This is a genomic window from Nocardioides marinisabuli (assembly GCF_013466785.1).
GTDB classification, from domain to species: Bacteria; Actinomycetota; Actinomycetes; order Propionibacteriales; family Nocardioidaceae; genus Nocardioides; species Nocardioides marinisabuli.
Genome location: NZ_CP059163.1, coordinates 2415365 through 2427692, shown reverse-complemented (window position 1 = coordinate 2427692; position 12328 = coordinate 2415365). Strand labels below are relative to the sequence as shown.

Here is a 12328-nt window from a genome sequence, read left to right as displayed (position 1 = left end):
CCGCTACTCGGTGACGAAGCCCTCCGACTCCAGCCAGTCGAAGGCCACGTCGGCGGGCTCGCGGCCGTCGACGTCGATCTCGGCGTTGAGCTCGAGCAGCACCTCGTTGGTGAGCTCCTCGCTGACCGGCGCGATCAGGTCGGCGATCTCCTCGTGCTCCTCCAGCGTCTCCTCGCGCACCACGAACGAGACGTTGTAGTTGGGGAAGAACTCCGCGGTGTCCTCGAGCACGGTCAGGTCGAGGGCCACGATCCGCCCGTCGGTGGTGAAGACCTCGCCGAAGGTGCAGTTGCCGTTGTCGGTCGCCGCGTAGATGGCGCCGGTCTGGTAGCTCTGGATGTTGTCCTCGGGCACGCCCTGGGGCGTGCCGAGCGGCGCGTCGTAGGCCTTGAGCATGCCGGTGAGACCGTCGGCGCGGTTGCGGAACTCGCTCTCGACGCAGAAGGTGCGCTCGGCGACCGGCACCTTGGTGATGTCGGCCAGCGTCGTCAGCCCGTACTCCTGCTGCACCGACTCGGTGACCGCGAAGGAGTAGGTGTTGTTCATCGGCGCCGGGGGCAGCCAGACCAGGTCGTTCTGCTCGAGGTCGGCCTCGCGCACGGCCTCGTACTGCTCCTGCTCACCCTTGACCGGCTTGTCGTTGCCGAGGTAGTTGATCCACCCCGTGCCGGTGTACTCCCACATCGCGTCGATGGCGCCGTCGAGGTGGGCCGCGCGCGAGGAGGAGCTGCCGGGGATGTTGGTCAGGTCGGTGACCTCGGCGCCGGCCGACTTCAGCAGGATGATCGCCATCTTGCCCAGCAGGATGTTCTCGCTGAAGTTCTTGGAGCCGATGGTCAGCTCGGCGCCCTCGAGCCCCTCGACGTCGACCTCGGCCAGCGGGCCGGCGAGCTCGCCGGAGGGCACGAAGCCACCGGCGGTGCCGAGGCCGCAGGCCCCCAGGCCGGCCGCGAGGGTGAGCGTGAGGCCCGCCGTGAGGAGGCGGGCCGGGGTGGAGGTGGTGCGGGGCGGTCTCACTCAGAGTCCCTTCGGTCGCGTCGCGAGCTCGAGCAGACGGCCGAGCCACTCCACCAGCAGCGCCAGCAGGGCGATCAGGACGGCTCCGGCGATCATCAGCGAGAAGCGGTAGTTGGAGATGCCGGCGTCGACGATCGCGCCGAGCCCACCGGCGTTGATGAAGGTCGCGAGCGCGGCGGTGCCGACCAGCAGCACCAGCGCGGTGCGGACCCCGGCCATGATCACGGGCACGGCCAGCGGCAGCTCGACCCGCACCAGCACCGCCGCCGAGGACATCCCGAGCCCGCGGCCCGCCTCGACCAGGGTGGGGTCGACGCCCTGCAGGCCGGTGATGGTGTTGCGCAGCACCGGCAGCACGCCGTACAGGGTCAGCGCGAGCACCGCGGTCCAGAAGCCGAAGCCGACCCAGATCGCGAGCAGCACGATCAGGCCGATCGAGGGCGCGGCCTGGCCGGCGTTGGCGAAGCCCACGACCAGCGGCGCGGCCCGGCGCAGCGGGCCGCGGGTCAGCGCGACGCCCAGGGGCACCGCGACCAGCACGACGGCGACCGCCGAGACGGCCGTGACCTGGACGTGCTCGACGATCAGGCTCCAGATCGTCGACCACTGCAGCTGGTTGAGCTCGGTGGAGTCGAGGTCGGCGGTCTGGCGCCACCACACGAAGCCGGCGAAGACCAGCGCCACCAGCACCGGGGGGACCACCAGCATCGACCAGGTCTCGCGGTCGAGCCGACGCCCCGTGCCCTGCGGCTCGGGGGCCTTGTCCATCTGGTCGGCCAGGGACGGCTCGGCGTCCCCGGCCCGCGAGGTCGGCTCGGTGGTGCTCACTGCTCGGCGCTCCCGGCCTGCTCCTCGAGCATCCGCATGTGCTCGGTGACGGAGGCGAAGTCGACGACGCCGAGGTACTGGTCGCGCGCTCCGGTGACCACGGCCGCGCCGTGCCGGTTGGTCAGCATCGTGTCGAGCGCGTCGTTGAGGGTGGCGGCCTCGTCGAGGTCGATGAGGTCCTCGGTGGGCTCGACGATCGTGTCGCCGCGCAGCTGGCGCAGCCACGGCCAGCCCAGCGGCCGCCCGCGCTCGTCGAGGACGACCACGGCGCGGTCGCCGTTGGCCTCCGCGCGGGCCTTGACCTCCGCGGTGCTCTCACCGACCTTGGCGGTGGTCGGCGTGCGCAGGTCGAGAGCCCTGACCCGGGTCAGGGAGAGCTGCTTGAGCGTCGAGCCGGAGCCGACGAAGTCGCTGACGAAGTCGTCGGCCGGCGCCGCGAGCACGTTCTCGGGGGTGTCGTACTGGGCGACGTGCGCGCCCTCGCGCAGGATCACGATCTTGTCGCCGAGCTTGATGGCCTCGTCGATGTCGTGGGTGACGATCACGATCGTCTTGCGCAGCTCGCGCTGGATGCTGAGCAGCTCGTCCTGCAGCCGCTGGCGGGTGATCGGGTCGACGGCACCGAAGGGCTCGTCCATCAGGATCACCGGCGGGTCGGCGGCGAGGCCGCGGGCCACGCCGACGCGCTGCTGCTGGCCACCGGAGAGCTCGCGGGGGTACCGGTCGCGGTACTTCGCCGGGTCGAGGCCCACGAGGTCGAGCAGCTCGTCGACGCGTGCGGTGACCTTGGCGTCGTCCCAGCCGAGCAGCTTGGGCACGATCGCGATGTTGGTGGCCACGCTCATGTGCGGGAAGAGGCTGCCGCCCTGGATGACGTAGCCGACGTGGCGGCGCAGGTCGGTGGCGCTGCGCTCGCGGACGTCCTGGCCGTTGATGCGGATCGAGCCCGACGTGGGCTCGATGAGCCGGTTGATCATCTTCAGGCTGGTCGTCTTGCCGCAGCCCGAGGGGCCGACGAACATCACGATCTCGCCGGCCGGGATGGTCAGGGAGAGGCTGTCGACGGCCGCGTGCTGCTGGCCGGGGTAGCGCTTGACGACGTCCTCGAGGACGATCTCGGCGCCGCTGACCTCTGGTGTGCCGGGCCCGGTGGTCTCCTGCGTGGCGGTCATGCGCGAATTCCCTTCGAGATGGTCAGGCGCCCCACGAGCTGGAGCAGCAGGTCGGCGACGAGCGCCACGACGACGACGCCGACGGTGCCGACGACGGCGTAGTTGACGGCGTTGGCACCGCCGATCTGGGCGAGGCCGGTGAAGATGTAGGTGCCCAGGCCCGGGCCCTGGACGAGCGCGGCGATGGCAGCGACGCCCATCGACATCTGCATGGAGACCCGGACCCCGGCGAGGATCACCGGCCAGGCCAGCGGCAGGCGCACCCGCCACAGCGAGGTCAGCTCGCTCATCCCCATGCCCCGCGACGACTCCAGCAGCGTCTCGTCGACACCCTGGAGCCCGACGACCGCGTTGCGCAGCACGGGCAGCACGGCGTAGAAGCACACGGCGGCGAACGCCGTGTAGGCGCCGAAGCCCAGGACCGGCAGCAGGATGCCCACCAGGGCGAAGGACGGGATGGTCAGGCCGATCGCGCTGATCGCGTTGGCCAGGCCCGCGAGCTGCGGCACCCGGATGATCACCACGGCCAGCACGACCGCGATCAGGGTCGCCAGCAGCACCGCCTGCAGCACCAGGTTCCCGTGCTGCAGGGTGTTGTAGACGATCTGTTCACGTCGGTCGAGGAAGAAGTCCCACACACCCCCACCCAAGCACACCTGTGCACCGCAGGGGTGGGGGCCGCAGCCGCCCGGGGGTCAGGCGCGGGCCAGGAAGGCCAGCAGGTCCTGTCGCGTCAGCACCCCGACGGGCTTGCCGTCCTCGTGCACCAGCACCGCGTCGGCGCTCTCCATCAGCCGCACCGCGTCGGTGGCCTCCTCGGCCGCGCCGATGGTCGGCAGCGGCGCCGACATGTGGTCCTCGACCCGGTCGGTCAGGTGCGCGTGGCCGGCGAACAGGGCGTCGAGCAGGGCGCGGTCGGAGACCGATCCGGCGACCTCGGCGGCCACGATCGGCGGCTCGGCGCGGACGACCGGCATCTGCGAGACGCCGTACTCCTGCAGGATCGCGACGGCCTCGGCGATGGTCTCGTTGGGGTGCGTGTGCACCAGGTCGGGCAGCCGGCCGGACTTGCCGCGCAGCACCTCCCCCACGGTCCGCGAGGCGTCGCCGCCCTCGGAGGTCGCGAAGCCGTACTGCGCCAGCCAGTCGTCGTTGAAGATCTTGGTCAGGTAGCCGCGCCCCGAGTCGGGCAGCAGCACCACGACGACCGCGTCGGTGCGTCCCTCGGCGGCCAGCTCGTGGGCCAGCTGGCGCGCGGCCACCACGGCCATGCCGCAGGAGCCGCCGACCAGCAGCGCCTCCTCGCGGGCCAGGCGGCGCGTCATCGCGAACGAGTCGGCGTCGGAGACCTCGATGACCCGGTCGGCGACCGAGCGGTCGTAGGTCTCGGGCCAGAAGTCCTCGCCGACGCCCTCGACGAGGTAGGGGCGTCCGTCGCCGCCGGAGTAGACCGAGCCGGCGGGGTCGGCGCCGACGACCTGCACGTCGGGGTTGCGCTCCTTGAGGTAGCGCCCCACGCCCGAGATCGTGCCGCCGGTGCCCATGCCGGTCACGAAGTGCGTGATCCGGCCCTCGGTCTGCTCCCAGATCTCGGGGCCGGTGGTCTCGTAGTGGCTGCGCGGGTTGTGCGGGTTGGCGTACTGGTTGGGCTTCCAGGCGCCGGGCTGCGAGGCGAGCCGGTCGGAGACGTTGTAGTAGGAGTCGGGGTGCTCGGGGGCCACGGCGGTCGGGCAGACCACGACCTCGGCGCCGTACGCGCGCAGCACGTTGCGCTTGTCCTCGCTGACCTTGTCGGGGCACACGAAGACGCAGCGGTAGCCCTTCTCCTGGGCCACCATCGCCAGGCCCACGCCGGTGTTGCCGGAGGTCGGCTCGACGATCGTGCCGCCGGGCTGCAGCTCGCCGGAGGCCTCCGCGGCCTCGATCATCCGGGTGGCGATGCGGTCCTTCACCGAGCCGCCGGGGTTGAGGTACTCGACCTTCGCCAGCACCAGGGGCCCCTCCGCCAGCCCGTCGAGGGTGCGCCGCAGGCGCACGAGCGGGGTATGGCCGATCAGGTCAAGGACGGAGTCGACGTACTGCATGTCCACAATCTAGGACGCGGCCGCGGGCCGGGACCAAACGTGACGACCTGCACTGCCCCCGCGGGTGACGTCGGGGTGGTCCACCGCGCTGCGTGCCGGTCACTACACTCCCCGGTGTGGGGAAGGCAGCAGCAGCACGCAAGCTCGCGTCCGCCGCGGCCTACGGCGGCGGCGGTCTCTCCGTGCTCGGCGCCGGCCTCTACGGCGTCCTGACGGCCGAGGCCAAGCTCGCCCGCAAGACCATCGGGCCGATCCTCGAGGAGCCGCCCCCCGACCCGACCGGCTGGTACGGCCGCGGCCGACCGGGCCCGGCGATCAAGGTCGCCCTGCTCGGTGACTCCAGCGCCGCCGGCTACGGCGTCGACCGCGTCGAGCAGACCCCCGGGGCGCTGCTGGCCAGCGGTGTCGCCGAGCACGCCGACCGGCGCGTCTACCTGCGCGACTTCGCGGTCGTCGGCGCCAAGACCTCCGACCTCGACGAGCAGATCGACCGCGCGCTGCCGATCGAGCCCGACGTGGCGCTGATCCTGATCGGCGCCAACGACGTCACCCACATCGTCCCGCCCGCGACCTCGATCCGGCACCTGCAGGAGGGCGTGCGCCGCCTGCACGAGGCCGGCGTCGCCGTGGTCGTCGGCACCTGCCCCGACCTGGGCACCCTCAAGCCGATCGCGCCGCCGCTGAAGCAGGTGGCCCGCTCGTGGTCGCGCCGCCTCGCGGCCGGCCAGACCATCGCGGTCATCGAGGAGGGCGGGCGCACCGTCTCGATCGGCTCGGTGCTCGGCCCCGAGTTCGCCGCCGCGCCCGCGCTGCTCTTCGGGCCCGACCAGTTCCACCCCTCCGCCCACGGCTACCGCACGCTGGTCACGGTGCTGCTGCCCAGCGTGCTCGCCGCGCTCGGTGTCATCGAGGCCGACGAGGAGTCGCTGCAGGCGCTGCGCGGCGAGGGCGTGCTGCCGATCACCGACGCCGCCATCCAGGCCGTCAAGAACCCCGGCACCGAGCTCGACGGCACCGAGGTCGGCGGCGACCGGCGCGGGGTGCGCGGGCTGTGGGTGGAGCTGCGGCACCGCCGCCGCCACCCCGAGACCACCGGCGAGACCCCCGACGAGCACGACGAGACCGACGCGCCCGACGTGCCCGTCGACGCCTGAGCCGCTCGACGTACGACGAAGGCCCCCGGAGCGGTGCTCCGGGGGCCCTCTCGTGCTGCGGGGTGGTGCGGGTCGATCAGTCCTGCTGCAGGATCGCGAGGATGCGCAGCAGGTTGGTGTAGATCCAGACCAGGCTGACGGTCAGCGCGAACGCCGCACGCCAGGACTCCTGCTCGGGGATGCGGTTGGCCACGCCCTGCTCGACGAAGTCGAAGTCGAGGATCAGCATGAAGATGCCGAGCACCAGGCCACCGACCGCGAAGAGCAGGCCCAGGGCACCGAAGCCCAGGAAGCCCATGGCGCTGCCGAACATGCCGAGCACGACCTCGAGGAGGCCCAGGGCCACCATGCCGAACATGGCCGCGACCACGAAGGTGCGGAACTTGTCGCCGACCTTGATGTTGAAGAACTTGTAGGCGGCCAGGGTGCCGGCGAACGCGGCGAAGGTGCCGATGACCGCCTGCATCACGATCGAGCCCGAGCCCTGCGGCACGAAGGTCTGCTCGATGAACTTCGAGAACGCACCCATCGCCACGCCCTCGAGGGCGGCGAAGGCGAGCACCAGGCCGGGGCTGATGACCTTCTTGAAGGAGTTGACCATCGACAGGGCGAAGGCGCCCAGGCTGCCGATCATCAGCGCGGCGTAGAGCGCGCCGCCGGCCTGGGTGTTGTCACGCAGGTCGGGGGTGAGGATCCAGGTCGCGAAGGCCGTGACCAGGACGACACCCAGGGTGATCGAGGTCTTCTGGACCACCGAGTCGATGGTCATCGGGGCGGCGGGCGCCTGCGGGGCGCCGTAGCCGGTGTCACCGGGGGTGCCGGTGCCCCAGGTCGAGGGGTCGGAGCCGTAGCCCCCGGCGTACGTCTGGTTGCCGTAGGTGTTCGCGCCGGAGCGGTTGAACTCCTCCGAGCGCGAGAACACCGGGTTGTTGCTCTTCATTGGTCTCTCCTTGGAGGCCGGGTGGTGGCCGCGTCGACGGCCGCTGTGGTGGATCCACTGTAGTGGCTCTGCCTGGTCCAACGCCGCGCCGGGCGCGGACGTTCCCGGATCGTGACGCCGAGGCTGTGAAGTCGCTGAGAACCGCGAGCCGGCGCTACTTCCTCGCCGACCCGGCGCGAGTTCCGGGAACTGGCGCCGGCTCGGCGGGGAACTGGCGCCGGCTCGCGGTGGATCAGCGGCGTACGGCGTGCACGACGGTGTCGGTGACCGTGACCGGCTGCCCCTCGAGGTCCTGGGTGCGGGTCGGGGTGGCGGCCGTGCGCAGCTCCCAGTCGCGCTCGTCGAGCAGCGCGGTGACGCGCTCGGGGCCGAAGAGCAGGTCGTCGCCCTGCGGGCGGCGCACGCCGGTGTGCTGGTCGTCGGGGTGGTGGCCCACCACCAGCAGCGAGCCGCCGGGGGCGACGGCCGCGGCCAGGGCGGCGTACAGGCCGTCGAAGACGGGGCGCGGCACGTGCAGGAAGAAGACCGACACCAGGTCGTAGGGGCCGCCGGGCACCGGCTCCTCGAGCAGGTCGGCCCGGCGCCAGTCGACGTCGAGGCCCTCCTCACCGGCGCGGCGGGCGGCCCGGTCGAGCGCCACCTGCGACAGGTCGACGCCGGTGACCCGCCAGCCGCGGCCGGCCAGCCACAGCGCGTCACCGCCCTCGCCGCAGCCGACGTCGAGCGCGGCGCCCGGCGCCAGGTCGCAGGCCTGCTCCACCAGGCGGGGGTTGACCCGCCCGCTCCACACCGGTCCCTTCTCGGCGTAGCGCTCGTCCCAGGCGCGTGCGCTCCAGGACCTCTCCCCACCCTGCTCGCTCATGGACCCATGATGGCGCCCCCGGGAGGGGGGAGGGTGACGGCAGGGCCGGGGACATGCATCACGGTCGCAGCGGATCCGCGGTCGGCCCTGCCGGGGGTAGGAGTGCCGACCACGGATGGGGGGCATGAGTGGTCGGCGCTCGGTTCCCTCCCCACCCCGAGGATACCCCCCACCGCATGTGCCCCCGCTGGGACTCGAACCCAGACTGAGCCGCTTTTAAGGCGGTTTCCTCTGCCGATTGGGATACGGGGGCGTGAGCCGTCGGGCTCAGAGGTAAGTCTTGCGCGCGTAGATCGCGTGGGCGCCGGCGGCCCGGTCGACGAACAGCAGACCCTGGCAGTGGTCGATCTCGTGCTGCAGCGCGCGGGCCTCGAAGGCGCTGGTCTCGACCTCGACCTCCTCGCCGGTGCCGGGCAGCTGGCCGCGCACGGTCAGCCGCGAGGCGCGCTTCACGTCGCCGGTGAGGTCGGGGACGCTCATGCAGCCCTCGCGGGCCTTCTCGTTGCGGCTCGAGGCGACGACCTCGGCGTTGCACAGCACGAAGGTGCCGTGGTGGCCGCGGGTCTTGGGGTGCTCGGAGACGTCGACGCAGAACATCTGCGCGCTCACCCCGACCTGCGGGGCCGCCAGGCCGACGCAGCCGGGGCTGACCCGCATGGTCGCGACGAGGTCGGCGGCCAGCTGCACGCTCTCGGGGCTGCACGGGTCGACCCGCTCCCCCACCGTCGAGAGCACGTCCGCCGGGGCCCGTACGACGTCGAGCACGCGCCCCTCGACGCCCAGGTCGTCCTCGCTCCAGGCCGCGACCGGGTGCTCGCTCACAGCTCGTCGGCCTCGGCCGCGCGGAGCGTGGCCCGCACCCCGAGCCCGGCGGCGGCCTCGCCGATCGCCTGCTCGAGGGCCTCGGCGTCGGCGTCGGCGGGCAGGTCGATCTCGGCGACCAGCAGGTAGAGGTCACCGGCCAGGCGCGTGGTCAGGTCGGTGATGTTGCCGCCGACCATCGCGACCCGGCCGACCACGGCCGAGACGATGCCGGCGCGGTCGCCGCCGTGGACGGTCAGCAACCAGCTGGTGCCGCCCCCAGCGGCACCGGCCTCGCCGGGCTCGGCGTGGGCGTCGTCGACGTCGCGCACGGTCACGGTGAGCTGCCCGTCGGCGGACAGCGGGGCGAGCGCCAGCTCGACCTCGGTACCGGTGGCGGGCCCGGAGCACACCAGGGTCATCGCGAAGTGGCCGCGCAGCAGCGTCATCGTGGAGTCCTCGATGTTGAGGCCCAATTCGGCCAGGCGACCGGTGGTCTCGGCGATGATGCCGGGCCGGTCGTGGCCCAGGACGGTGATGGCGTGCAGGCTGGTCGGTGCGGTGGGTTCGGTGCTCACCCGGTCATTCTCGCAAGGACCGCGGCGCGACCCAGCACCTCGTCCGTCATCTGCTCGGTGAGCCGGCCCGTGACGGTGTTGTGCGGGCTCGGGTGGTAGCAGCCGAGCAGGGGCAGGTCGCGCCCGTCGAGGGGCAGGCGCACCTCCACCCCGTGGCCGAACCTCGGTCGCGGACGCGGCACCTCCGCGCCCACCCGGCCCAGCGCCGTCAGCGCGGCCGCCCACCCGAACGCCCCCAGCGCCACCACCACCTCGACACCCGGCAGGAGCAGCGCCAGCTCCTCGTCGAGCCACGGTGCGCAGGTGTCGCGCTCGGTGGGGGTGGGCTTGTTGTCGGGCGGGGCGCAGCGCACCGCCGAGACCAGGCGGGTGCCGTGCAGCGCCTGCCCGTCACCGGCGTGGGTGCTGGTCGGCAGCGCCGCCAGGCCGACCCGGTGCAGGGCCGCGAAGAGCCAGTCGCCGGAGCGGTCACCGGTGAAGATCCGCCCCGTCCGGTTGGCTCCGTGGGCCGCCGGGGCGAGCCCCACCACCAGGATCCGCGGGTCGGGGGCGCCCCAGCCCGGCACCGGCCGCCCCCAGTACTCCTCGTCGGCGTACGCCGCGCGCTTCTCGCGGGCCACCCGCTCGCGCCACTCGACCAGCCGCGGGCAGGCCCGGCACCCGACCAGCCGGTCCTCGAGCAGGGCGAAAGCCGGGCGGGGCTGTTCAGTCGCCACCGCGGCCTCCGGCCAGGGCCGAGCGCACCAGGGCCGCCGACAGGCGGGCGACCTCGGCGGGGTCGCCGCCGACCGTGCCGGCCAGGTCGGCGGGGTCGGTGGGCAGCCCCAGCTCCTCCGCGCGGGCCAGCCCGCGCTCGTCGAAGAACGGGGCGACCTCGGGCCAGACCGCCTGCACCTCCCGGCAGAAGATCCCCGCACCGGTCGGCCCGATCCGAGGGAGCTCCTGCAGCGCCGCCAGCAGCGACTCCCGGTCGCCGTCGGCGTCGCGGCGCAGCCGGCGCAGGTCGCCGCCGTGCCGCTCGAGCAGCAGGGCGGCCGACTCCTCCAGCGTGGTGGCGGTCCGCTCGTCGTAGCGCCGGTAGCCCCCGCGACCCAGCGCGTCGACCCGCTGCTGCCAGGTGGCCCCGCGCATCCGCTCCGGGGTGCGCCACCCGGCACCGAAGAGCTCGCGGGCGGTGGCGGCCGCCACGTCGGCCGAGATCGGCGCCGAGGACAGCGTGGCGAGCACCAGCAGGCAGTAGAGCGGCGACGGCTCGTCGCGCAGCGTGATCCCGGCCTGGTCGGCGTAGGTGCGCCCGTGCTCGTCGAGCAGCGCGGCGACGTCGCGCCTCATGACGACGAGCGCCCCCCGGTGCCGGGCAGGCGCGGCAGGCGCGGCAGCGCCCGGGTCGCGGGCCCCTCGAGGACCTCGCCGTCGGCGGAGAAGCGCGAGCCGTGCAGCGGGCAGTCGTAGGTCTGCTCGTGGTCGTTCCAGCGCAGGGTGCCGCCCAGGTGGGTGCACACCGGCAGCGCGGCGCACCCGCCGCTGCGGGCGGCCTCCACCGGCGGCGGCCGGCGTACGCCGCGGGCGAGCGAGCCGGCCTGGCCCAGCGCCACCCCCGCCTGCACGCCCAGGAACGCCGGCACGTCGCGCAGCCGCGGGGCGCGCGTGTAGAGCCGCTCGCTCCAGGGCGCCTCGGCCCCGCTCTGCGCCCCGGCCAGCGCGATGCCCGCGGCGACGCCGCTGGTCAGGCCCCACTTGCGGTAGCCGGTGGCCACGCTGACCGACGAGCTCGGCCCGCCCAGCCCGCCGACGAGCGGCAGCCCGTCGAGCGACATGTAGTCCTGGGCCGACCAGGCACCGAGCTCGACGGCGTCGGGGAAGTGCTCGTCGGTCCAGCGGCGCAGCCGGTCGACCCGGGTGCTCTCTCGTGGGCCGCGACCGGTCTCGTGGCCCTCGCCGCCGACCAGCAGCATCCGCCGGCCGTCGAGCTCGCCGCCGCGCCACGAGCGGCCGGGCGAGCCGGCCGAGAGCGCCATCAGGTCCGGCGGGTCGGGGTGGGTGAAGGCGAGCAGGTAGCTGCGCTGCGGCGTCAGCCGCGCGAAGTGCATCCGCCGGTCGACCACCGGCGCCCCGGTGGCCAGCACGACGTGGCGGCCCTGCACCTCGAGGCCGTCCTCGCCCAGCACGTGCACCGTCTCCCCCCGCTGGCGCAACCGCTGGACCCGGCGACCGGTCAGCAGCCGGCCACCTGCCTTGCGCACCTGCTCGAGCATCGCCAGCACCAGCTCCACGGGGTCGAGCTGGAGCTGGTCGGGCAGCACCGTGGCGGCGTACGCCGGCACCGGCAGGTCGGGGTCGGTCTCGAAGCGCACCCCGAGCCCGGCGTCGAGGGCCGCGTCGTGCTCGGCGCGCACGGTCGAGACGTCGTCGCGCGAGGCGGCGTAGGTCACCGCGTCGCGCCGCTGGGTGGCCACCCCGTGCTCGTCGCAGAAGGCCGCGACCCAGTCGAGCGCCGCGAGGGTGCTCTCGACGTACGCCGTGACCCGCGGGGAGTCGCCGTGGCGGCGGCGCAGCTCGGAGAGGGTGGTGCCCTGCAGCGCGGAGACCTTGCCGGTGGTGCGGCCCGAGGTGACCGCACCGGGGTGGCGGGCCTCGACCACCAGCACCGACCGGCCGGCGCGCACCAGCTCCAGGGCGGTGGCCAGCCCGGTGACGCCGGCGCCCACGACGACGACGTCGAAGGTCTCCTGCGGGCCGGGGTCGCCGGGCACGGAGGGCTGGGTCGGCGGGTCGGCGCGGTGCTGCCACCAGATGCTGGGCTCGGTCATGCCCGGCAGCCTGCGCCAGCCGGCCGGGCGCGCGAATCACCCGCAGGGATGTCCTGGCCCGTGGGCCGGCGCACGCACGGTG

At 73.6% G+C, this 12328-nt stretch carries 13 protein-coding genes and 1 tRNA gene; 1 reads left to right on the top strand and 13 read right to left on the bottom strand.

Translation table 11 applies throughout. The features are described 5' to 3' along the window. Positions 1-3: 3 nt before the first annotated feature. Genes H0S66_RS11585 through H0S66_RS11565 form a run of 5 tightly spaced genes read right to left on the bottom strand, consistent with a single transcriptional unit; the run spans position 4 to position 5101 of the window. Positions 4-1017, bottom strand: coding sequence for a glycine betaine ABC transporter substrate-binding protein (locus tag H0S66_RS11585; RefSeq protein ID WP_179615523.1), 1014 nt, complete (start codon positions 1015-1017; stop codon positions 4-6). Continuing rightward, a complete protein-coding gene (locus H0S66_RS11580; protein ID WP_258016874.1) occupies positions 1018-1845 on the bottom strand; it encodes an ABC transporter permease in 828 nt (275 codons plus the stop codon). It lies immediately after the preceding gene. Continuing rightward, entirely contained in the window at positions 1842-3017 is a 1176-nt protein-coding gene (locus H0S66_RS11575) for an ABC transporter ATP-binding protein (protein ID WP_179615522.1), read from the bottom strand. The genes H0S66_RS11580 and H0S66_RS11575 overlap by 4 nt, the downstream gene beginning before the upstream one ends. Next, positions 3014-3655, bottom strand: coding sequence for an ABC transporter permease (locus H0S66_RS11570; protein ID WP_179615521.1), 642 nt, complete (start codon positions 3653-3655; stop codon positions 3014-3016). Before H0S66_RS11570 ends, H0S66_RS11575 begins: the two co-directional genes overlap by 4 nt. A 57-nt stretch (positions 3656-3712) precedes the next feature. Then, positions 3713-5101, bottom strand: a complete 1389-nt coding sequence (locus H0S66_RS11565; RefSeq protein ID WP_179615520.1) for a cystathionine beta-synthase — start codon at positions 5099-5101, stop codon at positions 3713-3715. A gap of 116 nt (positions 5102-5217) precedes the next feature. Between H0S66_RS11565 and H0S66_RS11560 the strand changes: the two genes are divergently transcribed. After that, a complete protein-coding gene (locus H0S66_RS11560) occupies positions 5218-6255 on the top strand; it encodes an SGNH/GDSL hydrolase family protein (protein WP_179615519.1) in 1038 nt (345 codons plus the stop codon). A gap of 76 nt (positions 6256-6331) precedes the next feature. On the opposite strand, the gene H0S66_RS11555 is transcribed toward H0S66_RS11560, so the two are convergent. The 8 genes from H0S66_RS11555 to H0S66_RS20490 all read right to left on the bottom strand — a co-directional run bounded on the left by H0S66_RS11555 (position 6332) and on the right by H0S66_RS20490 (position 12246). Then, positions 6332-7195 (bottom strand): Bax inhibitor-1/YccA family protein, encoded by an 864-nt coding sequence (locus H0S66_RS11555; RefSeq protein ID WP_179615518.1) that lies wholly within the window; start codon positions 7193-7195, stop codon positions 6332-6334. A 232-nt stretch (positions 7196-7427) separates the two neighbouring features. Then, positions 7428-8057, bottom strand: a complete 630-nt coding sequence (locus H0S66_RS11550) for a class I SAM-dependent methyltransferase (protein WP_179615517.1) — start codon at positions 8055-8057, stop codon at positions 7428-7430. A gap of 179 nt (positions 8058-8236) precedes the next feature. Then, positions 8237-8310, bottom strand: a tRNA-Leu gene (locus tag H0S66_RS11545). Between the two features lie 14 nt (positions 8311-8324). Next, positions 8325-8879, bottom strand: coding sequence for a peptide deformylase (gene def, locus H0S66_RS11540; RefSeq protein WP_179615516.1), 555 nt, complete (start codon positions 8877-8879; stop codon positions 8325-8327). Then, a complete protein-coding gene (locus H0S66_RS11535; protein WP_219633561.1) occupies positions 8876-9436 on the bottom strand; it encodes a glycine cleavage system transcriptional repressor in 561 nt (186 codons plus the stop codon). Before H0S66_RS11535 ends, def begins: the two co-directional genes overlap by 4 nt. Further along, positions 9433-10152 (bottom strand): uracil-DNA glycosylase, encoded by a 720-nt coding sequence (locus H0S66_RS11530; RefSeq protein ID WP_258016873.1) that lies wholly within the window; start codon positions 10150-10152, stop codon positions 9433-9435. The genes H0S66_RS11535 and H0S66_RS11530 overlap by 4 nt, the downstream gene beginning before the upstream one ends. Beyond that, a complete protein-coding gene (locus H0S66_RS20105) occupies positions 10142-10768 on the bottom strand; it encodes an endonuclease (RefSeq protein ID WP_218876296.1) in 627 nt (208 codons plus the stop codon). Before H0S66_RS20105 ends, H0S66_RS11530 begins: the two co-directional genes overlap by 11 nt. Then, complete coding sequence (locus H0S66_RS20490) at positions 10765-12246, bottom strand: FAD-dependent oxidoreductase (protein ID WP_179615514.1); 1482 nt, start codon at positions 12244-12246, stop codon at positions 10765-10767. The genes H0S66_RS20105 and H0S66_RS20490 overlap by 4 nt, the downstream gene beginning before the upstream one ends. Between the last annotated feature and the right edge of the window lie 82 nt (positions 12247-12328).